The following is a 26,949-nucleotide window of genomic DNA, read 5'->3' as shown; positions in this document are numbered from 1 at the left end:
CTATGTCTAAAACTTCGGAAATATGTACATGACATTCATATTGTCTCTGTACGAATGCTTTTCTCATATTATTAATTATTTTCGTTTATAAAAGAATGTATCTTCGACTTCAAACTCATAACGAGATGGATTAAAGATTTGCTCTGTTGATCCAACAAATAAAATTCCATCTTTACGCAATGCTTTACTAAAATTCGTATAAATCTGATCTTTCGCTTCTTCAGTAAAATAAATCATCACGTTGCGGCAAACAATTAAATCAAAATTAGAATCGTAATGATCATTAAGCAAATTATGCTTCTTAAAAGTCACACAACGTTTAATCTCATCTTTGACTCTATAAAAGGAACCTTCTTGCTCAAAATATTTGGCTTTAATATCACTCGGCACTTCTGCTAATGAGCGCTCTGGATAGACACCTAATTTCGCCTTTTGAATTACATTTTCATCTAAATCAGTAGCAATGATTTGAATTTGAGATAATGGCACTAATTGAGATAATACCATGACTAAAGAATAGGGTTCTTCACCCGTTGAACAAGCAGCACTCCAAATTTTCAGACGCTTATTAGATTGCAGTAATTTCGGAAATATTTTTTTCTGCAACACTTCCCAGCGCTTCCCATTGCGATAAAATTCGGAAACATTGATCGTCATGCGATCTAAAAACTCATTCATTAAATCACGATCTTGTTCAAGTGCCTTTAGAAAGTCCATAAAATTACGATATCCCTTTTTCTCATACAGAGATGTTAATCGTCTTTTCATTTGCGCTTCTTTATATAGCGCTAAATCTATTCCTGTTTTGCGCTTTATACCTTCTATAAATTGTTCATAATCAGACATGCGGTCTTCTTCCCCTCTAGCTTCGTATTTCCATTATAGCGGAAAAGTGCCATTTCTGAAATAGTCTTTCACATGTAATCCAAGTTACTTAGTTGAGTTTTGTTTTTCCTCTAACAATAACACTTTGGAATGCTCTAATTCTAGACGTAATTTTTCTGTCTCCATCGTATACGTTTCTAATCTTAGCTTCTCTAGCTCTACTTCCTTTTCAATTGCCTTCAATTTAATATTTTGTTTTTTTGTATGTGTATCTGTAAAAATACCTGCTAAACAAATAACTACTCCTGCAATAATCCCCATCTCCGCTATCAATACGTCCACATCCTTTCATTAATAATGATTATACGGCAAAATGGAAAAAATAGTTTCATTTTTCTTTTCATTAATTCAGCTAAAATATTCTCTTTACCATTTGTTAAACGTAGCTAGATCAATTATGTCTCGGCATAATAGCGTATAGACTTTGTGCTAGTACAAAGCCGGAACCCCACGTTATGGGTATAAGCCTATATCCCTTATATTTTTACGTGAAAAATGAAGGTAGTTAGTCACCACCTTCATTTTTTATAGTTTCCTAAACCTCTACACGATATTCCCTTAAATCTTCTCGCAATTTCACCTTCATGAATTTTCCTACAGAAGTTTTCGGTATTTCATTTAAAAATACTACATCATCAGGAATCCATGTTTTATGGAATTGCGATCGTAAAACTTCTAGTAGCTCGGATTTCGTAATGGAATCCTTATATTCAGGCTTTGGTACAACACATGCTAAAGGTCGTTCAATCCATTTTTCGTGGGGAATGGCTATTACAGCAGCCTCAAACACTTTAGGATGTGACATCAAAGCATTTTCAAGCTCTACTGAAGAAATCCATTCTCCACCGCTTTTAATTAAATCTTTTGTACGATCTGTAATTTTAATATAACCATCTACTGTCACTACAGCAATATCACCAGTGTAAAGCCAGCCATCTTTAAAGGCTTCCTTTGTTCGTTCATCGTTATAATACTCGGCTGCAATCCACGGGCCCCTAATTGTCAATTCACCCATTGTTTTGCCATCCCAAGGGACTTCACCGTTTTCATTGACTACGCGTGTTTCAATAAGCGGTACTGTTATTCCTTGCGTAATACGAACATCCATTTTTTCATCCATCGTATAATCTTGCATATGTCTTAAATACGTCGATATACTAACAAGTGGCGATGTCTCGGTCATACCGTAGCCCGTCATGTAAGGAATTTTAAGTTCCTCCTCAAAGCCACGAGTTAGACCGAGCGGCGATGCTGAGCCTCCACATACAATCAACCGTATCGAAGACAAATCACGAGGATTTTTGCGTTGCTCCTGCAATACCCCAAGCCAAATTGTCGGTACTCCTGCAGTCAGTGTTACCTTATATGTTTCGATTAAATCAAGTAATAGCTGTGGTGTAAACATTGGCCCTGGTAGTACCTGGGTAGCACCAAATAATACACCAGCAAACGGAAATCCCCACGCATTCGCATGAAACATCGGTACGACAGGTAGTAAAACATCAGCCTCGCCTATTGCAATACTATCGGAGAGTCCTGCTGCCATAGTATGGAGAACAATACTACGATGCGTATACACTACACCCTTTGGCATTCCTGTAGTGGCACTTGTGTAGCACATGCCAGCAGGTGTATTTTCATCTAAATCATCTGGGAATCTAAAATTCTCATTCGCTTCTTCGAGTAATGCCTCATAAGATAGAGCATTCGGTAATGGGATGTTTTCTAACACAACAGCATCTCCCATTACGATAAAACACTTTACCGATTTAAGCTGTGAGACTATCGGTGCAAGAAGTGGAACTAAGTTATCATCAATTAGTAATATTTCATCTTCTGCATGGTTAATAACATAAGCAATGTGCTCAGGTGCTAATCGAATATTTATCATATGCAAGACAGCTCCCGCGCATGGGACTGCAAAATATGCTTCTAAATGACGGTGGTGATTCCAAGCAAAGGTACCTACCTTCATACCTCGCTCCATTCCTAGCTTTGTAAGGGCATCTGCTAGCTTACGAGTTCGTTTTACATATTCTTTATATGTAAACTCGTGAATTGATGTAGAGCTTGTCCGCGAATATATTTTTTTCGCATGAAAAAATCGTTCTGCTCGATCCAAAAAACTTGTTAATAATAAAGGTGTATCCATCATATGCATAGAAACTCTCCCCTTTGTTTATATAAATTTTTGAATCGTCCAAGGCTAACTGCTACTACCAATAATTACATATAAAAGGATCATCACCAAAACGTGTGGTTGATTTCCGTTCCGGCTGGGCGCTTTTTTGCTGATGTTTCGCTTTCGCGCAGAGCAAAGCTACCTGGGGGCGTCCGATGAACCGCTAATCCCCAAGGAGTCGCCCAGCCCCCCTCCTTAACAAAAGTCATCCACAACTCTTGGTGTGAACCATATAAAACAAGTCATTTTTTCGCTCGCTGCCGCAGACAAATACCTTTTAACTTCCGTGCTTCACAAATGCGTAATCACAGGAGCCTTTCTCTCTTTGCTCTGTGAACAGCCTAGCTTATTTAGTTTGAGGCGAGCACCTTGAAGTTTCCCCTATTTTGGCTGCATACGAATCGCGCCGTCCAAGCGGATTACTTCACCATTTAATAAACCATTTTTGATAATACTTTCGACTAATAGCGCGTATTCTGATGGCTTCCCAAGTCGTTTAGGGAACGGTGTCATTTGGGCAAGTGCTGTTCTTGCTGGCTCTGGTAACGATGCAAACATTGGTGTCTCTACTAACCCTGGAGCAATAGTCATAACACGTACCCCAATTTCAGCAAGCTCCCTAGCAATCGGCAAGGTCATCGCTGCCACACCACCCTTTGACGCGCTATATGCTGCTTGTCCTATTTGTCCATCAAATGCTGCCACAGATGCAGTATTAATAATAACGCCACGCTGACCATCCTCGTTTGGTTCATTATGTTGCATCTTCTCAGCTGCTAGGCGAATAACATTGAAAGTACCAATTAAATTTACAGAAATCACTTTTTCAAATAAATCAAGGGCATGTACACCACGCTTTGAAAGTACTTTACTTGCATCAGCAATTCCAGCACAATTCACTGTGACATTAATGGCCCCAAACCTTGCAACTGCTTGCTCAAGACCTGCTGCTACATCAGCTTCTTTTGTGACATTTACACGTGCATATTGGACATTCTCCCCTAACTCCTCTACTAGTGCATGTCCTCGTTCGTCATTAAGATCAAAAATTACTGCTTTGCCACCCTCCGCAACAATTTTACGAACCGTCGCCTCTCCTAAACCAGATGCTCCCCCTGTTACAACTGCTATTACTTCATTCATCAAACACAACCCCTTTTACATTTTTTCAATAATAGTGGCATTCGCCATTCCCATACCTTCACAAATTGCTAGTAAGCCATAACGTAAATTTTCTCGTTCCATTCTGTATAGCATCGTTGTTAACAGTTTTGTACCTGACGCTCCTAATGGATGCCCTAAGGCAATTGCTCCTCCATATGGATTTAATTTATTTGGATCTGCTCCAATTTCATGTAACCAAACAAGTGGTACTGGCGCAAAAGCCTCATTCACTTCATACGTATCAATTTCCTCTATCGTAAGACCTGAACGTTTTAGCGCTTGTCTAGTTGCTTCAATTGGACCAGTTAGCATTAACGTCGGATCTGAGCCAACAACAACTCTTGAAACAATTTTAGCAAGCGGTTGGATGCCAAGCTCTTGTGCCTTTTCTAAAGACATTATAACTACCGCTGAGGCACCATCACTCATTTGACTAGCATTACCGGCTGTAATCACGCCATCTTCCTGGAATACTGTTTTAAGCCCATTCAATTTATCAACTGTCGTTTCTGCCCGAGGACCCTCATCAACAGAAAACGTTGTAACTGCGCCGTCTTCTTGCGTAATATGGACAGGCAATATTTCCTTTTTAAAATGGCCCGCCTCAATTGCAGCTAATGCTCGTCTATGACTATTGTAAGCATAGTTATTTAGCTGTTCTTTTGATAAGTTCCATTTTTCCGCTATTTTCTCGGCTGATAACCCTTGATGTATAATTGTGTAGTTGTCTTGTAATCGTTTACCTGTATGGGCACCCTTCATGTTAGAACCCATTGACACCCTCGTCATGCTTTCAACCCCACCAGCAATAACAATGTCCATATCCCCTGCTAAAATAGCCTGTGCTGCAAAATGTACAGCCTGCTGACTTGAGCCACATTGACGATCGATTGTCACACCAGGGACACTATCCGGAAAGCCTGCCATTAACAATGCAGTACGCGCTATATTTGCTCCCTGTTCAGCAGTTTGCGTTACACAGCCAAAGATTACATCCTCCACCTGATCCTTATTGATACCTGCTCGTTGCACTACTTCCTGCAGAACATCTGCAGCTAAGTCATCTGCTCGAACATCGCTTAATGCCCCTTTACTCCTGCCAAACGCTGTACGAACAGCTGATACAATCACAACTTCTCTCATAAAAAATATCCCCTTTGTACTGTCATCTCTCATTTCCTATCATCCAATGTATTTAGATGTTATGAAATATATTCTTGATTATTAAGTTAATCAATTATGCCGAGGCATAATTGTAGCTGACGCTTTGCTTTCGCTACAGCAAATATTTACCGCTGTCGTGCAGATAAACAATGCGTCCGGAATCGGCTTTGTGCTTTAGCCTGCAGATGTTTTTTGTGCGAAAGTGCAGCGGCAGAAACATAAGAGCCTACACGATGTCGGTCATTTTGGTAATGCCACAGGACGTGGCGTTTTTACCAATGCAGGTCAGTTAGCCGTTATCGCATGAATGCGATGATTTTAGGTAACAGATCTTTATTTCTCTTTTCCGATTCCAAGACATCCGCATTAATTATCAGAATATTATATCTTTTATTTTACATGACTAAGAAGTATTTAACAATTCTATATATGTATCTATGAATTTATGAATCTAGAAAATTATATCCACTGTTTTAATTCATGGATTCTATCTGTTACTTTAATGAAACTAACTAACCGGCACGCCTTTTAGAACAAAAAAAAAAAAAGCAATCTCAAATGAAATTGAGATTGCTTTTTAAGTTTGCGAATTAAACTAAATCTTCACCGAAGAATAAAGCGATTTCACGCTCAGCAGAAGCAAGTGAATCCGAACCGTGAATGATGTTGTGAGAAACAGTTGTTGCATAGTCACCACGGATTGTACCTGGGTAGCTACCAAGAAAATAGATTTTAATTATTGTCTACGAAATCACTAATATCAAGGGTTCTCCAAAATAAACGAAAATAACTAAAATATAACCAAATTTTTACCTTCTATAAATAGTAAATATACATTACTTATAGCTAAGTTAGCAAGTTTTAAATTAGAAGATAGCCCTCAGCCCTACTTACATTCGTTCACTTAAAATAATGATTTTATTCAATACGAAAATACAAATTTATTTATAATTCCTATCTTGTCAAAATCACTGAGTATTATTTCTCCATGAATCGAACTACGTGGAAGTTCAATTACTTTTTCTTCATATGCCATTGAAAGCCTTGTATCCTTAATTCCTTCGATTTCGCCCAATACTACTTCAATAGTATCAGGTGTAAGTTCATCATATATTAATTTTTCAGGTATATTACCGTTAATTATAAATATATCCCGTTCATGCTTTACATATTTTAATACAAAATAATACGATTTATCATCTTTCACCTCAAGCTCAAATGCTAAATCATTTACAGCAAATTACACCATTAAATCAGTTGATTTTAAAAAGTACCATACAACATCTAATAATTCTATACATCGCTCATATGAAGGTGGTTTTTCGTCATTATGTTCTATACCATTTCTAATTGTTAACAAACGCTTCATTAAAAACGGTCTAACAACGCCAAAAATTTCTAGTATCTCCATATAGCCCTTAGGTTTATTATTTATTTCTACAAACTTAAAACCATAAATTTCTTCAATTAACTTTAATCGATGATTCAAAGCTCTTTTCAAATTGGTTATCCCATCAGCCAAGTGAAATTCCGTTTCATTGTTCTCGATAAGGTTCTTTGCATGCTCCCAAATTCGAAACGCTCTTTCACCCTTCTCTTTTTCAAGGACTGTACTACTTTCACTATAGCTTTCCCAATTAAGTATTTCATTACTAATCCATTTACGCTGTTTGAACACTAATTCACCCACCTCAAAAATTTTTCATATTATCTATGTACGCCTTCTTTGAGATACACACTACACTAATTTGCCCACAGCATGGTCACGCCTACATGAAGCAACCTATGATAAAAATGACTTGAGCGTATTCTTACTAGACTATGTAAATGAATGATTTTACATTCTTAGTGCAACAAAAAAAGAGAGCTAATATAGCCCTCCTTTCATGTAACATCATGCGGTTATTTTACGTTTTTCTCCACTAGGGAGTAATACATATTTACGAACTTGGTTCAAAGACCTTACTAAAGCCATTGTATATCAATTTATTGTTAAATGGTATCGTTTCAAAAAAAAATTAATAGTGCATAAAAAAGATTTCTATTGACTTTTTTATTTATCTTGCACTACCTAATAACGGCACGAACTGCTTCCGCAAAAGTCGTTCTAAGGGATAAAGAATATAAGATACATTCTTTTCATTAGAATAAATATAACAAACGTCTATTTCATATTTATTCCTCTTCTTTTTCTTTTGAACATACTCATTAAATTTTTTTAACCTTAAACAATATGTAGAATCACTCCCATATTCTATATGACTCTTTAATCTTTCTGACAGATTTTCTGATTTCCCTATATACAAGATATGTCTAATTTCATCTTTTCTATTTATCTTCTTATAATGATGTGAGCCGCTATCATTTCCTCTTACAGCAGGCATACTTAATCTAGGATTCTCCTGCTTAAAACTTTGCCAATCTGATTTAAAACCTTCAATACTTTCCTCTTCCTTCAATCTAAGTGAAAAAACATAAAGTCCTAACTTGTTCTCATTCGCCTTTTCTCTAAACTTCTCTATATCATCGTTTACCACATTAAAAAAATTAATACTTTTATTCGTAGCAGATGGGGCTATACCTCTAAAAAAGGTATTCTTTATGTTCAATATAGTTTGATGAAAACCACTTTCAGAACTTACTTGTGTGTCTATTAACGTATTCATTTTTTTGTGAATTTCAACTAATTCTGCTAAAAGTTCTTCGCCCTTTTCATTCATTGCACATAAACCTCCTTCTCAAATTACTTACCATATCGGTTGGAATTGGTTCTCAGGGTGAGTGGAATGTGAAGGTGAAACAATTCCTTTTATACCACTTACTAAAATATCGGAAAAACACCGCCCCCTCTTACAATATACAAATTAGATAGGTAATCTCATTCAAGTTAGAGAATAGACTTCACCTAACTGATATATGCTGAATAGTCCTTTAAAATCTATATCTTTTCCGATGTTCTTTAAGAAATTTTGGGGCAGGTGAATCTTTTGAAGGTTTACTAAAGTTCAAATTTTTATCTATGCTTTGGTCATCAAATTCATAGCCATCCTTATAAAGTACGGTAAAGTCATCCTTTAAACTAATAATGCCATTTTCAAACATTGCATCGTGTAATTTACATAGTAGTATAGCATTTTGTGGATTCACTCTATCTTCTTTAGTTGTATTCTCATCATTCCACCCTATAATATGACTAGTAATCAAAAGATTTTTATCCTTAATATTACACAATGCACATCCATTATAATTTTTCAAAAGAATTTTCCTTAGTTTATTTTGGCCTACTCTCTTTTTTACAGTTCTAAAAACATCATTTCCATCAGTTTCATTCATAACTTCTTCCGAATCGTCTTCATCTATTATTGAAGCTTCTTTGTTCAAGTATAAATCTGCAATATCAGTTTCATTAAGTTCATTTAACTTTTCAGTAATAAATTTTTGTGTATATTTATATTTCTTTTTATGCTCTTTATCAAATCCATAAAAATGTATTACTGACCATGCTTGCCAACCGTCTTCTTCATTTAATCCTTTAATTTTCTTTTCACATTCTCTATTACTAGTACCTTTAACTAGATACTCATAAAGTACCTTCGCCTTAACCTCTATCGGTAAATTTAATACAAAATTAATTCGCCTATTGTCTAGTTTAGCCATATTTACATTCCTTCTTTCATAATATCCCTCTACTACCTTATCTATTAACTTTTCTATAATCAGAATAAAAGAATGATTTTATTTTAAATTCAACTTATCTTTTTGGTATAAACTTTTCTGAAAAGATACTCAATAGTCCACCTAACATTATGTAACCTAATATTACTTCTGTTGAAATTAATATTTCTCCTATCTTTAGGAGTTATATCTCCATAACCTAGCGTAGTAAAGGTTACTATACTAAAGTAAAAATATGAAAATGGGGTTAATTCTCTACCACTTGAAATCAGAAATGAACTATTAAAAAAAGTAAATAGTAATGAATATATAATTGAAATTATTCCTGAAACTAAAAACCATCTTGAAAAACTTTGACCGCAATCACTAATTAAATACCAAATATAATAGACTACTTTATTAGATTTACTTTTGCTTTTAAAATGTTTCAAGAAATGCTTTTTGTTTATAAAATCAATAAACAACGGATTGGACGAACCATTAAACGATTCTTTATCAATATTATGAAAATCTGTTTTATTATCATATTTTACATATCCTAATTTAGCATTATTAAACCTAACATCCGATATTCTAGCACCTTTTAAATTTGCACCTTCTAAATTAGAATTATTGAATTTTGCAAGTGTTAAATTAGAATTTTTGAAATTACACCCTAAAAATGTGCTATTCATAAATTCACCATATAAAAGATACGAATCTTTAAAGTCTTATGACAATAAGTTAGCATTATTTATTTTTGCATACTTTAAATCACAGTTTGAGAAATCAAAGGGATAAATAGTATTGTCTAAAAGATTACTTATTCCTTCAAGGTTAATGCCTCTCAAATCATACTTAGCCGTGCCATTTATACTCGTTTTTACAGTACCAATAAAGTCTATATAATCATAATTAACCCTTTTAAAATTTACAGCAATAATTTTCGCAATTATTTCTTTGCCTTCATCGATTCCCCAACGTTCAATGAGTTGTTCTTTTGTTAAATTTGAATAATATTCTCTTTCCTCGTCATTTAACAATGCCCAATCTTTTCTAGGAAACACCGCTATCACAACCTTATTTAAATTTACATTACATACTAATTATGTTTCCTCTCTTAGAAAAATGAAATACTTTTTATACTATTTTCTATTGATTCCTCTGTAATTCCAATGTAGCGTAATGTTGTCTTTTGTGATGAATGATTAAAAATTTCCATCAGCGTAGCAACATCTTTTGTTTCTTGGTAGTAGGTATAGCCAAACGTTTTACGCATCGTATGTGTTCCTATTGAATGATTGCCTATCATATCACCAGCTTTGGCAATGATACGGTATGCCTGCGTTGTTGTGATGTGACTATCACCTTTACGACTAGGGAACAAATAAACTGTTTCTTTTGGTAGTGTTTCGATATAATCTGCAATATCAGCCATAAGATTGTTCAAATAAACCGTTCTTTCCTTCTTCGTTTTGCCTTCACGAATTTTAAAATTGGACTTTCCTTTTACTTGTTCAATTTTGAGCGCAACTAAATCCCCACATCGTAATCCTGTTGAAACACCCAATTTAAATAATAGCTGGTCACGCAATCCATTTTGTGACATTCCTAACGCTTCTATAAATCCATTAATTTCCAGCTTCGATTTTAATGGTTGAACATCAATTAACATGCCTTTCTTTTCATTCAAATTAGCCATTATTTTACCACCTCTTTCATGTATGCTATTTTAATTATTTTTACATTACCATACATTCAATAGAGCATCAATAATAAAATGGCTTTATATCAACATTTCATATGTATGCTAATTACAAAAAGCATACATTAGTTAACAGTTCCTACTATCGTAAAAAATAATTTAAACAAACAAAAATCTCTATGACATTCACAGAGATTTGTAATATTTTTTTTAATTAGTTACTTCTTTTAGAAAAATAGCACTCTAGATTTTCTATATCTCATTACAAGCTCGTTTACTGTTAATGACTAAAAATAGGTAGTTCAAAATTATACCAATTACAAACAAGTTAATTATTTTATTTATAATAACCTGTAGTATTTGAAATAAATATATATATGTATGCTCACCAATAACCGAGATATATTTTGTATATTCTGCACCAATCGGCAAAGTGTTTGAGATAATTATACTTAAATAAAAACTCTCTAAGATACTCAAATCATCAACATTTTCAATAGGAACAAAAAACAAACTATATATAAATGCAAAAACTAAATCAGGTGCAATGGAAATAAAAATAATACCAAAACAAATAAACGCAACAGCCTTTAAATTTAAAGCATTCGCTTCTGTTGCAAGTTGTTTAATTTTTAAAACTAAAGACAATATATTCCTGCATATACCGTAAAGCATTATTAAGGCTGTTAGCCAACAAATGAATATTATTAAAGCAACTGACTGATTATACTTTGTACCAGCCATCAAATATGTAATAATTAAAATCACAAAGAAGAAAAATACTATTTGTAACCAAGGGATAGTGAGCTTATATGCTCCCCAATCGCTTATGTTATTAAATTCAACTTTAAAATTAAAGATATCACAATATATCAAAGATACTAATATGACCAAACTACTTAATAAGAAAAACGATGGTTCACTAATTGAGTACAATGGATTTGAAATAGCTACTAACGCCAACATAACTGATTTAAAAAAATTACTTTTAAGAAAAGATAACTTCATCACTTTCTCCTTATAATGGTTACTTCCATGGGGATATTTACAGCACTTTAGTAATATATTCCAACTTAGAACTAAAAGGTTTTGAAGATTTTCCCACATTTTAATAAGAAATATTTTTTCAATAGGAATATTAGATATTTTGAAAATTTTTATCTATGTTATACACCAATCACTCAAAAATAAAAAAAGAAGTTATTATGAATTAAGAATCTTCTCTAACTTATTAAACTCTACATTTATTATCTCAAAATTGGTATTTATATTATACTCTCTTACTGCTTTTCTTCTAAGCTCAATATCTTGATTCTGAATGCTCTCTATTTCTTTTATTAATCCCTCTTCCTCAAAAAATTCAGTAGTATTTATTTCGGGGATTGGATAAAACTCAAAAGTTTCTTTATGTAATATAAAACCCCTAATCTTAAACAACGTTATGAGTTCTTTTAGCTTTTTGTCATGTGATAAAAACAAGGGTATAAAATAAGAATTCTTTTTATTAGCGGTAATATTAAATTCCATAACCCTTGGAACCAAAAAATCCCATACTATATTTTCAATTTTCCATAGTAAATCCTTCTGTTTCCCCCCTTTATTAATTTTATTAAGCATCGCTACCGATTTTGGGTTTTTGAAATATTCGTAAGCGACAATCATTTCTCTTTCGTAGTAGATACCTACTTTCTCTATCATGTAATCAATGAGTTTTTTCATTTTGTTTTTTGGGCTTGCTTTACTTTCAAATTGAATTTGCCATATCCCAATTAAAAGTAATTTTATATTTTTATGAGTTTCTATAAATATTCTTAAACCATCTTTTTCCTTATAAATACTCTCAATTAGATAATCTGTATTTAATTGAGCCTCAATAGGAGTAATTTGAAACTCAATTTTTCTTTCATTTAAATATACTTGTGAGTTAATACTTTTAAATAGTTCTAAATGGTATAAATTTCTATATAAAGCTAAATGACTTTCATTGGTAACCGAAAATTCTCTCTCACCGGCTAAAAATAAATTATGATAATTCTCGATTAAGTAGAATGTATAATCATAATTGAAATTATTTTTAAGCATGATATCTATAGTTTTATAAACACTTTCTTGCGTGAAATTAGGATTGTTTTGTTGATTTAAAAAGTCATCAATATAGCTTGTATAATTTGTATCTAACATTATTGAATAATCATATTTAATCTGTGTTTCTGGAAACTCTAACATATCATTTATAATATCTTTATCTAAAAACAATATTTTTTCTGATTGAAAATAGGGAACAAAATCAGTATTTTCTTGGTTCAAGATATTAGTAAGCCCTTCAGGATAAATATCTTTTTCATAATTCTCCATTGTTATGATTAATCTAAAGTCTTTTGTTAAGTCTTCATAAATCTTCCAAGCTGCCATAACCTCTAAAGGATTTTCTGCATCAATCAACTCATATAATAATTCTCCCATTGCCATTAATCTATCCCCTCCTATGATAAGTAACTTTTAAATCGTCATCAAAATCAATTCGGACTAAACAACTAATATTTCGATTTCTCAATCTTACGATTTTACGTTACTAATTCCCTTTAAGTTTAATCCCACCTTTAAATTTGTATTTAAACTCTATATTTTGATTGAATAGTTTTCTCTCCCTATCCAACCCATAGTATTTGTATAATTTTCTAGTCAATTCAATTAAGGTTAAAGAGCAATAAGTAATCACATGTTCTATATTTTTTTCTGTTATATAAATAGATGAAATCCGTTCTTCATCTTCTTCAAAAGCAAATTGTTTACCCCCATCTTTAGCATGTGTTTCTGTAGAAAACAACTTAAACAGAAGATAATGTTCTTCACCTAATCCTAATGATTCACACAACTCTCTGAAATTATTATTCCCCTTCTCACTTTGATACCAGTTTTTCTTTTTTTTGCCTACATATTTGATAAACTTTTCGTGCATTTCATTTACTTTGTCCTCAAATTCTTCTATAAATTTTTCTTTAGAAATATTTAAAAACCGTCTTAGTTCTATACCTTTTGCATCTTCTGCAATTATTCCTTGATATATATCTAATTCTTTTTTCTTAACAGAATAAAAATAAGCTTTAGACCTTTTAACAATATCTTTTTCTAAAATATAGATTAAATACGCATGTGCTTCTAAAATTCCTCTTGCAATTGCCTCTATTCCAAAAAGTTTGTCTGCTTCTGCTAAATATAAAATAGAATCAAATCTTGATACAATGCCATCAAATAATCCTAAGATTACGTAATCTTCTACATCAAAATCTTTTGGATATTTCGGATTAGTAAATTTTTTATCAAGAACTTTCTTCACTACAACATCAACTTGTTTTAATAGTTCCTTACCAAACTTGATATCCATATTTCCCTCCAAGAAAATTCACCTCAATAATTGGATAAAAATATAAAAAATGTTTTTAGTACCCTATTTAAAATAGGTCATTTTACAGAATTGAATCAATAAGACTATTATCTTATTGAAGACAAGTATACGGTACTATTTGGAAGTTTTTCAACTAATTTATTATATCAGTTATAATATTATTTAAATATATTACCCTCTCTTTTTTTACATTTTTTCAAACTGATTTTTTCTAATTTTGAAACAACAATGGTCTTCATAATGTCACTTCTTTGAAATCTTAATTAGATATAAATAAAAATCTCTGCAACATTTACAGAGATTTTTATTAATTATTGTAAAGTTGATACCATTTTTAAAGCTTAATTTTAGGATTAATAAACTTATCTTATCAACAAGGCATATTCCGTCTTAAAGCATTTTTTCATATCCCTTTTTCTATAAGGCACATTATACTTTCTCCTTATGTACTTTAACTCATTTAAAAATAAATCGACTTTTCTATTTCTTTCTACACTCTTAACTGCTGCTATTAAACCCTGTAGTCGATTTAATTCATCTACAAATTGAATTTTGGTAAATTCACTAGGATTTTCATCCATCTCGTTAACCTTTTCGTAAGATATTTGTAGTTTATTTAATAATTTTTTAGGAGCTTTTAAATTTCCTAACTCATCTAAAAATACCCCAGTTACTTCTACACCCTTCTTCACTATTAATTTTGATTTTGTAGGGTGAATTTTAAATTGATATTTTTCTATTGTTTGAGCACACTTACGCTTCACAGATTTATCAATAAATTTATTAGAAGAAAAAGTTAAATCATCATAATAGCAACTAAAGCTTAGACCATTTTTTACTGCCAAATCCTCTAATTCATTATACATATCTACATATGCTAAGTAACTTAAAATGGGACTGGTAGGAAAGCCTTGAGGAAGATATCTTCCCGCTTTTCTTTCGCATTGAATTGTAACGAAATCCGTTAATATTTTTGCTAAATCATCCCCCATTTGAAATTTCCTTTTAAATAAATCATAAACATATGAATCTGAAGTAGAAGGAAAAAAATTCTTAATATCTATAAGCATTATATATTTATTTTCTTTATGAACAAAAGCATTTTGTATATGACTTTTCTCTTGAATGCCTCCAAATACATAGGAAGGTAAATTGACCTGCATCAATAATTTCACTAATTTTCTTAAAGCTTTTTTATGTTTATCATTAGGGTTATATAAATCACGTTGCTTCCCATTGATAGTTGAATATTCTGGTGGGAGTTTAAATGGTACAAACTCAATTGATACATTTTTCAAGCTCTTTCTATCTACATTTAAAATATCTGCTAATAATTTCTTGTTGGATAGCCTATATAGCTTACTACTGTTATACTCCATAAAAAAACCCCTTCTTATTTAATGAATAAGAAAGAGTAGAAATTAGACCTTCAATGAAGTGGATAACGTAAGGAATAATGTAGTGAAGAATTTTAAGAATCCACACAACTTTGTCCAGCAAAAAAGCAAGAAAAGTAGGTGCTCCATACCAGCCTGACAAGAAATAGAAAGTCTTGACACGACTAATTTTTCCATCTTCTCCTCGCATACTTTCCGATACCCAAGATTTCAACTGAATAGCTTTGCGTTTAATGTGATTCATTTAACTTTACCTCCCATAAGTATTAAGGCTTTCGCCTCCCCCTTGCGTATACTTACTAGGATTTTTAAAGGTTGAAACCGTCTAATAAAGATTTCTACTCTTCATAACTGGCTAAATGTAGCCATCCCCCTTGCATTAGTCATCGAATTACGTATATAGGATGTACGATGTTATACGATTGACATATACATGATATGCGATGGCGATATGCCACAACATTGTCGTGGAGGGGTTTATATTTCCCGTTGGTATACACCAACAAATTAAATTGCAAGGAATTATAGGCAACTATTCAATGTCATTATATCATATTCAATTACCATATCATAGATAGTTTATATGACATACTATCTATCCATTAAAGTTTTTCATATTTTTTTAATTCATAGATAGTTGTAAACGTAAATTCAATTACTTCTAAAACTTTTTCCAATGTACTTTTTGAAGGGGCAACTAACTCATGAGCACTTTCATTTCCAATATCCCTAATAGAATGCAAAATATCTGTTTGATTTTTAGTTAATATTCCTCCAGTAAATAGTCCGTTTATTTTACCTTCTAAGTTTTGTCTCAATACAACTTGACCTTGTTTTTCTCCTTTAGCATATCTCACTATTTCATTTGTAGTGGAATCTACTACAAATCCTTCCATCACGCCTAATTGTCTACATAATCCCTCAATAATCATTCTTATTCCTACTGAAGCTAATATGTAATGTCCCATTTCATAATTATCTACAACCTGCACATATAAATTTTCTAACATGTCTGGAACATATGAAAATTTTTTTCGCTCATATTCAATCTTTTTTTTAGGTTCTGGGAATATTTCTATATGCTCAAAGTGCACTGTATTTCCATTTTCATCAAAAGTCCACATTTGAGAGTTTTCAAATTCATAAACAAAACATACAGTTTCACACCCTAAACACCTACAAACTCTGTAGTATTCATTTTCATAGTATCTAGCCTCATCTTCCTCCCAACTTACAACAGTATTAAATAACACCTCATGATTTGTTTCAATTTTACATTTTCTGCAACATACTTTAATTTTATTCACACTAATCAACTCCATTAAATTTTCAAATAAATCAACTTTAATTAGCAACATAAATTTCTTTCAATACTGAATAAACTATCTCCATAACAAATAAAAAAATAATATCTACACAAATATAACAAAAAGCGAATGGAACTTTATTCATTCCATTCACTCTTCTTATTCCTTCGTATCTTCAAAGATGTTTCTTAAATATTTTTGTCGCTCTTCGCTCAAATTATTAAAAATTTCTTTGTTAAAATATCCCTTCATTTCTTCCACTGTACAAATACCTTCAATCTCGTCAGAAAAATCATCCACATCTATTTCACATTCTTTAAATACTAAAACAATAAAACCCTCTATCTCCAAAGCTCTATCAAGTGCTATGCCCGCAAATAAAAACGTATCATTGATTTTCTCTTTAATGCTGTAAAAATCAGTTACTTTCAACAAGCCATTGGCATTATTAATATAATGCCATACTACGCCTGCTTCTCTTTCAATAATTTTTTCTAATGCAGTTTTTTCTTCCGCTACATTTTGATAATACGCTTCTAAAGACACCTTAAAATCACGCTCTATAAACCCCTCATAGTCACATGAAAAGCCTTCTAAATCAATCTCATTGCCACTAACACCGAGCCATTCATTCAATTCCTCAATAAAAATACCCTCATCCTGTTCTTGACCTTTCTTAGCAAAATCCACTTGAATCACTTTATTTTTATCATTTTTCATAAAATAGCTCCTCCATATTTAATCATGTTTATCCCATTAAATCCTTTAAATTCACCACATTGCCATTCGTATGACCTTGCTCTACTTTATTTTCTATAAAATCTTCCAACTCGCCATTAATTACACCAAAGCATTGTTGCACACGCTTCGATTTACCATTCTTCTTAATTGGTTTCTTCACAACTCGCCCTTCAAATCCATCTATATCCGCAAACAAATCTATTGCAAAATTCCCTTTATTTTTGGCTCTATAATTATTATTTTTACACCATTCAAAATATAATTCATACAGCTCATCCAGCGTCATATAATCGCTTTCTAATAGTTTCAATACCTCTATTTCATTCTGCTGATTTTTATAAGTCAATTCCGTCATCAATTCGTGCTTACCATGACGCATTTCATAATCTAGCAGCGTGACATTTTCCATCATAAATTTTTTCACAACTTTTAAAGAATCAAGATATTCCCCAATGAGCCTTTCCATTGTTGGCGTAACTGTTAATTGCTTCGTATTGTTGATAACATCGCTGTAAGCCTTCACACTCAAATGTATCAAACATTGAATAACCTTTTCATCTGCTACGTGCATTGCTATTTCTTCACTATTATAAACAGCTTTTTCAGCGACTTTATACGGGCAATTCACAATTCTTAATCGCCTTTTAATTGCTTCACCGCTTTCATTAAATGGTGGAATAAAGTTACAAGAGAAAATCAACTTTGCATAACTACTTTTAAATTCACTATCCTTAAATTTCTTTTCCATTCTCACCTTATCTTCACCTGTTAATAGCTTTAGATTTTTCATATCCACGACACCGTTCTTACCTAGCTCACCGCCAATATTAGCTAACTTTCCTTCTAATAAGCCAAGTGTAAAACTTTTATCATTGGATAAATCCTCTAAGCTCACATTGCTGACATTAGTAGCACCCAATAGATTTGTGATAAGACTTAATAATGTGCTTTTACCATTACCGCCTTCACCGTATAAAATCACAAATTGTTGATATAATATCCCCACTGTCATACACATACCAATATACTCTAATAAAACAGGAATGGACTCCTCTTCTACAATCGTATTTAGAATATTCATCAAAATCTCCATAGATTGCTCATCATACTGTTCATTATAATTATATGGAATTTGATTTTTTGATAAAAAAGCAGGTGTATGAGGCTTTAGCTCATTCGTTTTAAAATCATATAATCCATTCATAAAATTAATTGTCGTAGCAAGCTGATTTTTATATTGATAATTTGTGTGTTTTTCGCTATCATTGTATTGTGTTAATTCAATGTCCAGTTGATTTAGCACTTCTCTACTATTCTTAATATCGCTATATAGCACGCCTAATTTATCTTTGATTTTCTTATTCATTATCTTGTTATAATCCACGTAAACTCCTTTATCATAGATATAATTCGCATTGCCCTCTCGCATAAAATGCTCTTCTTTTAGCAGTTCCTCCGCTACAAGCCAATAATTTAACCGATTATCTATCAAATATTTTTTCATACGATTTTTTTCAGCGTTGATTGTTTCCATATTGCTATCCTTCAAATTTTTATAATAATCTGTTAATAATTTGCTGATAGATTGATAGACGATATCAAAATCCTTCGCTTTCACATCCAACTCTCTCAACATTTTATTTTTATATCTTATAAAATAATGAGCGCAGCCACTCTCTCGCTCCACCACATATAACAAACTGAGCAAATAATAATTTAATAGCTCATCTTCCTCAAGGCTCATAGCAGACTTTAATTGTTTTAAAGCAGCTATTTCCTTATCAATTTTTAAACAAATATCGCCTATTTCCAAAACATTCTCTACTCCATCATCAACATGTTGTAAATTGATGAAAAAGTCTTTTCTATAGCTATTGTCTACTTCTTCATTAGCCAATTCACCATTTACTTGTTGTTGCAATAAAGCTAATTCATTTTCCATTGCAAGCAATTCTTTCATTTCATCATCACTCAAATTATTAATCCCTTTATTCACCATCCTTTCTATAAATATCTCCATCACTTTCATTTTTTCTTTTAAATTCAAAATATCATTCCTCCAATTTATATTATTTTTACTGCTATTTCATCTTATAATACAAACACTCTTCTCATCAACCAATTTTTGTACATTTTAAATTTTATTTTAAAAATCATATCAATTATACAAACATATCATCTTTTACACTCATCATATTAACCTAAATGAATAGGTGATTTACCTTGATTAAATAAACTACAACCTTTACATAAACTACTGCTATTTACTTTGTCACATAAAAATGGCTTAAATCCTTTTTCAGCAAACTCTTCATATTTCTTAGTGACTTCAGTTGCCTTATACCTAGCATCATCCCTACTCCACTCATGCGCCTTATTAAAGCCATCCTTTATATTGGCGCACAACATCAGCAATAGATTCCATTCCTCATAACTACATTCGTGCTGGTTATCTACCTTGTCCCGTACCCAATTACAGTGTTCATAAATTAAATTACCATCAGCCTTCTTATCAGATGGATAGCAGCTTTGTTGCTTGGCATGAGCTATCTTGCGTTGTTCCCTCTCAATCGCTTCTTTTAAAAATCCTTTTACATCATCATATTTTAATTTATTGACATCCTCAAAATACTCAATCGTAACCAACTTCGGATTTTTCTTATTTTTAAGGTTGTAAGTGAATGGCACACGCATCATTTTTAACACATTGGACTTATCAATTTTCTTCCCTATCTTGTTAGCCTCCTGATTGACGTACTCACTAAATAGCCTATAAATCAAATTGATTTCTTTACGTTCCTCAAACGTTTCAAAGCATAGTCCCTCATCAAATTTGTAGTACACATGTAGACCGCCTCCACTGTTTACAATTATCGTTGGCTTAATAGGTAAAGACATCATAAAGTCAGTTGCTTGCTGGAAGCTATCAAAATATTGATGATGCTGCTCGCTATGATGTCCGTCTACTTGGACATCAACATCTAGCCATAACCCAAATACCTCGCTAATGGTTTCTAAAGTACCTTTTACATACTTTAAAATATTTTGAGTAAGTGCCTCAATATCAGCCCTAAAATAACCATGAAAATCGTGATTACTGTACTCATTTAACTTTTTCCACATGGCATCAAAGCTAACTAAACCATTTTGTAATTCAGCTTTCTTTTTATTTAAGTTGATACCTAGCTCTCTTTCCTTTTGTTCAATGCTACGCAACGCTCGTTCCGCTTGTGCGGCTTTATAGCCATACCCTTGATTGATGTACTTTTTATAGAGTGCTGCTACTATTTCATGCTTGGTGTTATCCTCTCCTACCTTTTTTAGTTTTGCATCCTTTTCTAATTGCAAGGCTAAATTGATTTGAATCGTATACCCTTTAGCCGCCTCTGCTTGAATGTAATCCACTACACTATCTTTATCATGCGCATCAATAAACACACTAAACTTTGTATCTATATTAAACAATAGAAACCTACCTTTATATTTAACATCACCAGGATATAAATATTCTAAAAAATCATCAATACTATCTATCACTCTATAAAACCTCCTAAATATTTTATAATCGAATCATAAAATAAATATTTAGGTATCGTCTATAAAGTTTTACGCACTTATAAAAATATTTTTAATATACCTATCTTACAATTTCACTTTAATTAACCATCCTAACACAAAATAAAAAACACTCTCTAAATGAGAATGTTTATTTAAAATTTAGACTTGTTTTTTTATATGATTGGATTGGTAAATTCCCATTACTTATAACTAAATTACCTTACAATACTTTGAAGCGCCTTTGTTTAATACATATAAATCTGCTTCGTATTATATACAACTCCTGTTATGTTTAAAAACTCACTTGAGGTTATCACTCTTTTAGCTCTCATATTTGAACAAAATGCTACATGTTTCTTCCCACTTTCAAACTCTTTTTTAAGGTTTTCATAAATGTTTTCGTCACTTAACAATATCGAAACAGAGGCATATTTATTTTTACCATCTTCATTTTCTCCAAGAAATTTAAGTTTAAGCTTGATGGAGTGATATGAAAAATTCTCATTAGCTTTTTCAAAATTTTTAATCTCTCCCTCTATACAAAGCGGATAATTAATTTTGTTCTTCATAAGTTTACTGAAACATTTTTCATAGTCATCAAATTCAAAATAAAAATCCGACCACCTAATATTCTCACTATTAAATTGAATTTCTATTAATTTTTTCAGTTCAGATTCATCTTCAACTTTGGATTTAATTTGCATTATTTTTTTCATGGTTGATAAATATGCTGAAATCTTCCCTGAAGAAATATAATTTTTAGTAGGCTGTTTTGTATTATCAACATCCACATCTGTGCTTTCTTTCTTTTTTGATGAATCACTATTTTTTATTGCTTTTGAAATTAAATTAAGCCTTAAGCTATACTTTTTATCGTTTAAACTAACCAACGCATCGTCTGAATCTCGAGCTGCAATATTTAATTGACCTAACGTGTTATAACCACACTTTTCAATATGCTCTACTTTCCCTCTCCTTCTAAAATAAGCACTAACTGGACGGTTCTTCCTTGTAGAATTACCAACAAAAGTTAACGGAATTCGACATTTCTCATTACTACAATAAAGCTCATCTTTAATATTATTTTTTGTAGCTTCTTCAATTGTTACATCCCTTTTTAGTTTTTCAGAATATGCTTCCGGCATTTTTAATCCCACAATCTCACCTCGTTGTTATTTACCTATAGTAATAATCTTCGACAAAAGGTAGAGATTTCCTGCTAAAAACGACATAAAATAACATCGACTTATACGCGCATTACTTAGCTTTTCTAACTAGTTACATCAGTTACAATAGTTACACCCTTTTAACATAAAAGTTTTATTACAAAATTTATTTTTAAAAGAAAAGATAAAATTATCTATACATAACTATCAAAATAGTGTAACTGGTGTAACCCATATCTCTTTATTATCTATTGTAAGAAATAGTATGTAGTATTTTATAAAATTAATAGTGCCATAAACTTTGATATATCAACGTTTATAAACCCTTTTATAAATTAAGTATGTATTTCATCATTAATATTTCGTGCAAAAATGGATGTAACCAGCAAGGCTAAAAGTGTAACCGACATAGCCAAAAATGTAACCAGCCCCCTCAAAATTGTAACTCGTTATGTCTATATGCAATAAAAAAACGCTACTTGATGTAAGTAACGTTTATTGAGCAATATTGAACTATTCTTCTTAATTATTCATAGAGTAAATTGTAGCTAACTCGCTCATAATTTGTTGTCCTAACTTTTGATATTTTTCTTCATTTAATGGTTGTTTTTCATAATTAGCTCTTAGTAGGCTCCTTACTGATAAAATATATTTTGTATATTCTTTATGTTTCTTTATATATGTAGGTACATGTAATTTTTTCTCATATTCATTTGAAACATCTGCAAATGCACACCATGTTGCAATTGCATAATTCAAGTCCCTGGCATATTCAAGTTCCTTTTCCCCTGGGTTTTCGAATTGTATTGCGTTTATTTCTTTATAGCCTAAATATGCATCAATACCATTCACCTTTTTCTTTATATCCTCTGTTGAATCAAAATATGCATAATTTTCAGCAGCCTTCCTACAAGCAGTATACTCTGTTAATATAGTCTTCCCTAATTTTGCAATTTCATTGTCAATAATAGCTTGATATTCTTTTTCACCATATTCATCTATTATTCGCTTTTCATCTTCTGCATGTATTATTTCATGTGCTAATATATTTCTGAATTCAATACATTTATCATCTTTAAGTACAACTTTGCTTGGACTATTAATTCCCAATTTAAATTCTTCGATTACTATCGTAATTAGTAATTTATTATTGCATACTTTGGGAATGCAGTATCCAGCTACGTTTTCAGTTAATCTTGTTATCTTTATTTTTTCAATAACATCTTTTGCGTTACTTGATTCATAAACTTCTTTAGCTACTGTGAAATATTTTTCTTTCTCAAAACCTCTAGGAAATGCTGCTTCTTTTCCTTCTAATAAATAAATTATCTTTTCCTCAAATGGTATTTCAGAAATAACTTTCGTTTTAGTATTTTCATGGTTTTGCTTCACATCCTCTTGCGTATTCACCGTATCTTCTTCTTTATTTTTTCTTCTAAATAAATTGAAAAACATATTCAAACTCCCTTCCTTTTTTAGCATTATTCGACAAAAAGGAAATGTTCCCCTTCTTTATTAGACAATAAAAAACTGCTAATCGACTAGACTAGCAGTTACTACGCATAATGGGACTTACTTTTTATAATGAATTAACGCTGAATATTCAACACTTGGGTAAACACCGTATTCAGAATGCGTTGCAATCGCAGTTGGTGTCGTTGCATATTGGATACCAATAAGTTGGTCACTAGAAAGTTTTCCTAAAAATTCGTTTACTTCTTGTTGAAATTCTTTTTTATCCTCATTCGTTATTAATTCTACTTGATTCAAATTTATCACCTTCCTTCCATCTACTCATTTCGACAAAAGGAGATGTTTCCCTTTGATAAAATTCCATTGTTTTTAACAAATAACAATTACTATACACAATAGAACTATTATGAGGTTTTAGAGAAGAGTTTTTCATATCCGTTAGATTTTAAAATTTTCATCTAAAATATTTCTGAAATTTTCAAGGACAAAATTGAGGTCTTTTTTCATTGGTGGTTTACCACTATCATGTGCTAATGTGTTTAGAATTACTATGAAATTATTTGGAATATCTATTGTTGATATTTTCTTTTTTAAATCACCTAATGTTAAGTGACTATATTTTGATAATATTTCGCTTGAAATCTTCTCGAATTCTTTATAATCCATCTCGTAATGTTTATATAGGATATAATATTTCAGTAACCTTTCAGATTCTAATCTAATTTCACTGCCTAAATTTTTTAGTTGGCGACTATTGAGATAATCCTCTAAAGAACACAATTCTCGTAACCAAGTATTATATAGTTCTTTGAATTCGTTAATTAAAACCATATCCATTATCACTTTAGATACACTTATATGTAAAGGATTATTTTTTTCTTGAATCATTACCGAATTAATAGGAAACGGTATAAGTTGACAACTGTGATTATATCCATTTGAATCTTTAAATAAAAATTCAATATAATGACCACTTTCAATTTCAATTATATTTTCTTTAGAAACCTTGAAAGTATTAACAAGACTTGAATATAATTCTTTTTTCGTAGTGTAATTGCACCTTACTACAATATAAATCTCTCCCTTATGCTCAAGGATTTCTAAATTATTTATATTCATCACTTGATAAATGTAAGTATTACCACCAAAAGATTGGTAATTCATTATTTCAAATTCAGTTAATTCATCAACTCTCGAAAAATAATCCTCGAAATCTTTCCAATATAAATAAAAGAAATCGTCTATACGCTTAATTGCACATAATTCGTCTGCATAGCCTCCTCCATAAAAATCAACATTTAAACGCCCATTTGTAGCTTCAATAGCCTTTTCTAAAAACGAAAAAATTTCATCTGGTTGATAAATATTATTTTTCAATCCGAAGTTTTCCCAGACCTTATACAATGAAGTTTTCTGTTTTGGTTTCATAAAACACCAGCCTTTCTAAAAATGTTAAAATATGTTACTTTAGTATTATACAATATTTAGTGAGGTGTTCAATTAAATATGCGTTTCACAATTGATTTTGGATTTATATCAGATAAACATAGGTTGAAAAATAATAATGAATTTAAAAAGATTGATGACCGTTCTACTACTTTTTATGAAGATGATATGATTTTCTCAAATTATCTTGATGCTCAAAAATACGCTGAAAATTACGCTGAATCTCTTAAAACAATTAAATACACAAACTTTTTAGGTAATATTGTAGAAGGTGAGTTAAGTGCAAATTCAGCAGGTTCAGGAATTGTTAGCTTAAAAATCGTTTCTCATAGAATTGAAAAACCAACTGAAAAGCTATTTAGTTTTAACGATGTAAAGGAATTGTTACTATATGGCGATGATTCACATAATAATTCACTGGTTATAGATGAAAACGGTAAATTATTATTAATGGAATTTAATATAGTCAAAGACACATTTTATGCAGTGCGCCATGAAACTTTCGTAGCTAATAATGGATATGTAGGAAATAAAAATATAAGTGATGATTTTATCCGTTCTGTCTATATTTCTATGTTAGATGGTTGGGAAAGTCATCTACATTCGCATCAATCAGTGTATGTGGATTTACATATAACTGCTGATGAAGAATCTCTAATAAATAATATTTCAGAACTAATCGAGAAGATATAGAGATATATGCATACTAAAATATTTTTCATAAACTACTTTAGTATGCATATTACCAAATTGATTTATTTTACACCGTTCATTTCCATTTTGCTCATCATTTCAAACAACTTTCCTAATAGCCTTTTATTGCTCCCTTTTTCTTCTTCTAACCCCTTCTCCATCTTGGAACTTTATCAAAAACATAAGATATCTTTTCTTAACTCTTCATCAATTTGTTTTAAATTGTTACCAGTAGTACCACCAGAACGAGTTAGTTTTACATATCCTTTTTCTTGATAAATAAATACTTATTACTAGATATTTTTAATTTGTTTTTTATAAATTAATCTCCCTATTTCATAAATTACAGATTCTTCAAATGAAGTTACTTTGTCAATTTTTTTGTTTGTACTACGGTTATAATAATATATGCCATCTGAATATATCCATTTATAGAATATACTCATATCAATCACTTTAGCTGGCATCGTTCCTTGTGAGGTAAGGATACCTATTGTGCTTGAATGATACCCATTGGTAATTATTCCTATTTTGAATGGTTCTATGTAGTGAGCTATATGATTACTCGGCTTATATTCCCATTCTCCTCTTTTTATATTTACCATTACACTATAAAACCTACTTAAAGACCACGGGAAACTAAGAACAATATCTATGCTAAAATCTATCATGACTTCTTTTTCAGTATACATTTCACTAAAAATTTCAGTAGGTATATTATGCTTTTTTATCAAATTGTACTCTGGATGAAATAAATTTATATCTCTTTGATGAGGTATGTCATGTTCATATGTAGTAATTATATTTTGTAAAAAATGTGATTGTATACCTCGTGCAAATATATGGATTACTTTATAAATTGGATGGTTAATTGAATCTAATGAAATACTTTCGTTATCCTCAATTATATTGTTTGCAATTTCTAAAGCATGTTTAAATCGCTTTCTTGTCAAATTATCGGTTTTGAATATCAAATTTTTCATCCCCTCTCAACGACCATATTCTACA

At 31.4% G+C, this 26,949-nt stretch carries 27 protein-coding genes and 1 pseudogene; 1 reads left to right on the top strand and 27 read right to left on the bottom strand.

The genetic code is table 11. The annotated features are described in order from the left end of the window. Window positions 1-75 precede the first annotated feature (75 nt). From ACIQZA_RS03610 to ACIQZA_RS03485, 26 genes and pseudogenes are all read right to left on the bottom strand, one after another. Complete coding sequence (locus ACIQZA_RS03610) at window positions 76-846, bottom strand: CheR family methyltransferase (protein WP_142508369.1); 771 nt, start codon at window positions 844-846, stop codon at window positions 76-78. 84 nt (window positions 847-930) lie between these two features. Further along, window positions 931-1,146, bottom strand: a complete 216-nt coding sequence (locus tag ACIQZA_RS03605; protein ID WP_402880251.1) for a hypothetical protein — start codon at window positions 1,144-1,146, stop codon at window positions 931-933. A 274-nt stretch (window positions 1,147-1,420) separates the two neighbouring features. Then, window positions 1,421-3,046 carry a long-chain fatty acid--CoA ligase gene (locus ACIQZA_RS03600; protein ID WP_402879678.1) on the bottom strand — a complete coding sequence of 542 codons (1,626 nt, stop codon included), beginning with the start codon at window positions 3,044-3,046 and terminating at the stop codon, window positions 1,421-1,423. Between the two features lie 402 nt (window positions 3,047-3,448). Then, window positions 3,449-4,210, bottom strand: a complete 762-nt coding sequence (locus tag ACIQZA_RS03595; RefSeq protein ID WP_400937357.1) for a 3-hydroxyacyl-CoA dehydrogenase — start codon at window positions 4,208-4,210, stop codon at window positions 3,449-3,451. Between the two features lie 15 nt (window positions 4,211-4,225). Beyond that, the gene (locus tag ACIQZA_RS03590; protein ID WP_402879680.1) at window positions 4,226-5,374 is read right to left on the bottom strand and encodes a thiolase family protein; all 1,149 of its coding nucleotides are present in this window, start codon (window positions 5,372-5,374) and stop codon (window positions 4,226-4,228) included. Between the two features lie 611 nt (window positions 5,375-5,985). Continuing rightward, window positions 5,986-6,111, bottom strand: a pseudogene (locus tag ACIQZA_RS03585) (nucleoside-diphosphate kinase); the annotation flags it as partial. 206 nt (window positions 6,112-6,317) lie between these two features. Next, the gene (locus ACIQZA_RS03580; RefSeq protein WP_402879682.1) at window positions 6,318-6,602 is read right to left on the bottom strand and encodes a hypothetical protein; all 285 of its coding nucleotides are present in this window, start codon (window positions 6,600-6,602) and stop codon (window positions 6,318-6,320) included. A gap of 33 nt (window positions 6,603-6,635) precedes the next feature. Further along, window positions 6,636-7,073 (bottom strand): hypothetical protein, encoded by a 438-nt coding sequence (locus ACIQZA_RS03575; RefSeq protein ID WP_402879683.1) that lies wholly within the window; start codon window positions 7,071-7,073, stop codon window positions 6,636-6,638. A gap of 379 nt (window positions 7,074-7,452) precedes the next feature. Beyond that, window positions 7,453-8,115, bottom strand: a complete 663-nt coding sequence (locus ACIQZA_RS03570; protein ID WP_402879685.1) for a hypothetical protein — start codon at window positions 8,113-8,115, stop codon at window positions 7,453-7,455. A gap of 211 nt (window positions 8,116-8,326) precedes the next feature. Beyond that, window positions 8,327-9,052, bottom strand: coding sequence for an HNH endonuclease (locus ACIQZA_RS03565; RefSeq protein WP_402879686.1), 726 nt, complete (start codon window positions 9,050-9,052; stop codon window positions 8,327-8,329). Window positions 9,053-9,141: 89 nt separating this feature from the next. After that, window positions 9,142-9,744 (bottom strand): ion channel, encoded by a 603-nt coding sequence (locus ACIQZA_RS03560; RefSeq protein ID WP_402879687.1) that lies wholly within the window; start codon window positions 9,742-9,744, stop codon window positions 9,142-9,144. Between the two features lie 36 nt (window positions 9,745-9,780). After that, window positions 9,781-10,116: a hypothetical protein gene (locus ACIQZA_RS03555; RefSeq protein WP_402879689.1), complete on the bottom strand. Its 336-nt coding sequence runs from the start codon at window positions 10,114-10,116 to the stop codon at window positions 9,781-9,783. Window positions 10,117-10,169: 53 nt separating this feature from the next. Beyond that, window positions 10,170-10,751: a tyrosine-type recombinase/integrase gene (locus ACIQZA_RS03550; RefSeq protein WP_402879691.1), complete on the bottom strand. Its 582-nt coding sequence runs from the start codon at window positions 10,749-10,751 to the stop codon at window positions 10,170-10,172. Window positions 10,752-11,006: 255 nt separating this feature from the next. Beyond that, window positions 11,007-11,762 carry a hypothetical protein gene (locus tag ACIQZA_RS03545; protein ID WP_402879693.1) on the bottom strand — a complete coding sequence of 252 codons (756 nt, stop codon included), beginning with the start codon at window positions 11,760-11,762 and terminating at the stop codon, window positions 11,007-11,009. Between the two features lie 195 nt (window positions 11,763-11,957). Further along, window positions 11,958-13,223 (bottom strand): hypothetical protein, encoded by a 1,266-nt coding sequence (locus ACIQZA_RS03540; RefSeq protein WP_402879695.1) that lies wholly within the window; start codon window positions 13,221-13,223, stop codon window positions 11,958-11,960. Window positions 13,224-13,326: 103 nt separating this feature from the next. Further along, entirely contained in the window at window positions 13,327-14,139 is an 813-nt protein-coding gene (locus ACIQZA_RS03535) for a DUF5677 domain-containing protein (protein WP_402879696.1), read from the bottom strand. Window positions 14,140-14,522: 383 nt separating this feature from the next. Beyond that, window positions 14,523-15,539 (bottom strand): reverse transcriptase family protein, encoded by a 1,017-nt coding sequence (locus ACIQZA_RS03530; RefSeq protein ID WP_402879698.1) that lies wholly within the window; start codon window positions 15,537-15,539, stop codon window positions 14,523-14,525. Next, window positions 15,529-15,801 carry a hypothetical protein gene (locus ACIQZA_RS03525; protein WP_402879700.1) on the bottom strand — a complete coding sequence of 91 codons (273 nt, stop codon included), beginning with the start codon at window positions 15,799-15,801 and terminating at the stop codon, window positions 15,529-15,531. The genes ACIQZA_RS03530 and ACIQZA_RS03525 overlap by 11 nt, the downstream gene beginning before the upstream one ends. A 358-nt stretch (window positions 15,802-16,159) precedes the next feature. Further along, entirely contained in the window at window positions 16,160-16,864 is a 705-nt protein-coding gene (locus ACIQZA_RS03520; RefSeq protein ID WP_402879701.1) for a DUF4145 domain-containing protein, read from the bottom strand. 159 nt (window positions 16,865-17,023) lie between these two features. After that, a complete protein-coding gene (locus ACIQZA_RS03515; RefSeq protein WP_402879703.1) occupies window positions 17,024-17,584 on the bottom strand; it encodes a hypothetical protein in 561 nt (186 codons plus the stop codon). A 28-nt stretch (window positions 17,585-17,612) separates the two neighbouring features. Then, window positions 17,613-18,809 carry a DNA primase family protein gene (locus tag ACIQZA_RS03510; protein ID WP_403009844.1) on the bottom strand — a complete coding sequence of 399 codons (1,197 nt, stop codon included), beginning with the start codon at window positions 18,807-18,809 and terminating at the stop codon, window positions 17,613-17,615. A 992-nt stretch (window positions 18,810-19,801) separates the two neighbouring features. Then, window positions 19,802-21,142: a PriCT-2 domain-containing protein gene (locus ACIQZA_RS03505; RefSeq protein ID WP_402879705.1), complete on the bottom strand. Its 1,341-nt coding sequence runs from the start codon at window positions 21,140-21,142 to the stop codon at window positions 19,802-19,804. 266 nt (window positions 21,143-21,408) lie between these two features. After that, entirely contained in the window at window positions 21,409-22,320 is a 912-nt protein-coding gene (locus ACIQZA_RS03500; RefSeq protein WP_402879707.1) for a hypothetical protein, read from the bottom strand. Window positions 22,321-22,851: 531 nt separating this feature from the next. Continuing rightward, window positions 22,852-23,784: a hypothetical protein gene (locus tag ACIQZA_RS03495; RefSeq protein ID WP_402879709.1), complete on the bottom strand. Its 933-nt coding sequence runs from the start codon at window positions 23,782-23,784 to the stop codon at window positions 22,852-22,854. Between the two features lie 117 nt (window positions 23,785-23,901). Then, window positions 23,902-24,099, bottom strand: coding sequence for a sporulation protein Cse60 (locus tag ACIQZA_RS03490; RefSeq protein WP_403009841.1), 198 nt, complete (start codon window positions 24,097-24,099; stop codon window positions 23,902-23,904). A gap of 141 nt (window positions 24,100-24,240) precedes the next feature. Next, window positions 24,241-25,230 carry a hypothetical protein gene (locus tag ACIQZA_RS03485; protein WP_402879712.1) on the bottom strand — a complete coding sequence of 330 codons (990 nt, stop codon included), beginning with the start codon at window positions 25,228-25,230 and terminating at the stop codon, window positions 24,241-24,243. Between the two features lie 78 nt (window positions 25,231-25,308). Here ACIQZA_RS03485 and ACIQZA_RS03480 point away from each other — a divergent pair, with 78 nt between their 5' ends. After that, a complete protein-coding gene (locus tag ACIQZA_RS03480) occupies window positions 25,309-25,941 on the top strand; it encodes a hypothetical protein (RefSeq protein WP_402879713.1) in 633 nt (210 codons plus the stop codon). Between the two features lie 293 nt (window positions 25,942-26,234). Here the strand turns inward: ACIQZA_RS03480 and ACIQZA_RS03475 are convergent, their stop codons facing one another. Further along, complete coding sequence (locus tag ACIQZA_RS03475; RefSeq protein WP_328025488.1) at window positions 26,235-26,915, bottom strand: DUF6710 family protein; 681 nt, start codon at window positions 26,913-26,915, stop codon at window positions 26,235-26,237. Window positions 26,916-26,949 lie beyond the last annotated feature (34 nt).

Origin of the sequence: Lysinibacillus sp. NPDC096382, assembly GCF_044762845.1 — a bacterium.
In the GTDB taxonomy this organism is placed as follows: Bacteria; Bacillota; Bacilli; order Bacillales_A; family Planococcaceae; genus Lysinibacillus.
This window is presented reverse-complemented; position numbering and strand designations above follow the sequence as displayed.

What these genes read in the sequence shown, in the direction of transcription:
- ACIQZA_RS03525 (WP_402879700.1), bottom strand. Translation starts at nt 15,801, where the DNA reads ATGAATCACATTAAACGCAAAGCTATTCAGTTGAAATCTTGGGTATCG.
- ACIQZA_RS03605 (WP_402880251.1), bottom strand. Translation starts at nt 1,146, where the DNA reads ATGGGGATTATTGCAGGAGTAGTTATTTGTTTAGCAGGTATTTTTACA.
- ACIQZA_RS03510 (WP_403009844.1), bottom strand. Translation starts at nt 18,809, where the DNA reads ATGAATGGATTATATGATTTTAAAACGAATGAGCTAAAGCCTCATACA.
- ACIQZA_RS03480 (WP_402879713.1), top strand. Translation starts at nt 25,309, where the DNA reads ATGCGTTTCACAATTGATTTTGGATTTATATCAGATAAACATAGGTTG.
- ACIQZA_RS03515 (WP_402879703.1), bottom strand. Translation starts at nt 17,584, where the DNA reads ATGAAAAATGATAAAAATAAAGTGATTCAAGTGGATTTTGCTAAGAAA.
- ACIQZA_RS03560 (WP_402879687.1), bottom strand. Translation starts at nt 9,744, where the DNA reads ATGAATAGCACATTTTTAGGGTGTAATTTCAAAAATTCTAATTTAACA.
- ACIQZA_RS03570 (WP_402879685.1), bottom strand. Translation starts at nt 8,115, where the DNA reads ATGAATGAAAAGGGCGAAGAACTTTTAGCAGAATTAGTTGAAATTCAC.
- ACIQZA_RS03590 (WP_402879680.1), bottom strand. Translation starts at nt 5,374, where the DNA reads ATGAGAGAAGTTGTGATTGTATCAGCTGTTCGTACAGCGTTTGGCAGG.
- ACIQZA_RS03595 (WP_400937357.1), bottom strand. Translation starts at nt 4,210, where the DNA reads ATGAATGAAGTAATAGCAGTTGTAACAGGGGGAGCATCTGGTTTAGGA.
- ACIQZA_RS03535 (WP_402879696.1), bottom strand. Translation starts at nt 14,139, where the DNA reads ATGGATATCAAGTTTGGTAAGGAACTATTAAAACAAGTTGATGTTGTA.
- ACIQZA_RS03495 (WP_402879709.1), bottom strand. Translation starts at nt 23,784, where the DNA reads ATGTTTTTCAATTTATTTAGAAGAAAAAATAAAGAAGAAGATACGGTG.
- ACIQZA_RS03530 (WP_402879698.1), bottom strand. Translation starts at nt 15,539, where the DNA reads ATGGAGTATAACAGTAGTAAGCTATATAGGCTATCCAACAAGAAATTA.
- ACIQZA_RS03485 (WP_402879712.1), bottom strand. Translation starts at nt 25,230, where the DNA reads ATGAAACCAAAACAGAAAACTTCATTGTATAAGGTCTGGGAAAACTTC.
- ACIQZA_RS03540 (WP_402879695.1), bottom strand. Translation starts at nt 13,223, where the DNA reads ATGGCAATGGGAGAATTATTATATGAGTTGATTGATGCAGAAAATCCT.
- ACIQZA_RS03610 (WP_142508369.1), bottom strand. Translation starts at nt 846, where the DNA reads ATGTCTGATTATGAACAATTTATAGAAGGTATAAAGCGCAAAACAGGA.
- ACIQZA_RS03550 (WP_402879691.1), bottom strand. Translation starts at nt 10,751, where the DNA reads ATGGCTAATTTGAATGAAAAGAAAGGCATGTTAATTGATGTTCAACCA.
- ACIQZA_RS03545 (WP_402879693.1), bottom strand. Translation starts at nt 11,762, where the DNA reads ATGAAGTTATCTTTTCTTAAAAGTAATTTTTTTAAATCAGTTATGTTG.
- ACIQZA_RS03565 (WP_402879686.1), bottom strand. Translation starts at nt 9,052, where the DNA reads ATGGCTAAACTAGACAATAGGCGAATTAATTTTGTATTAAATTTACCG.
- ACIQZA_RS03600 (WP_402879678.1), bottom strand. Translation starts at nt 3,046, where the DNA reads ATGCATATGATGGATACACCTTTATTATTAACAAGTTTTTTGGATCGA.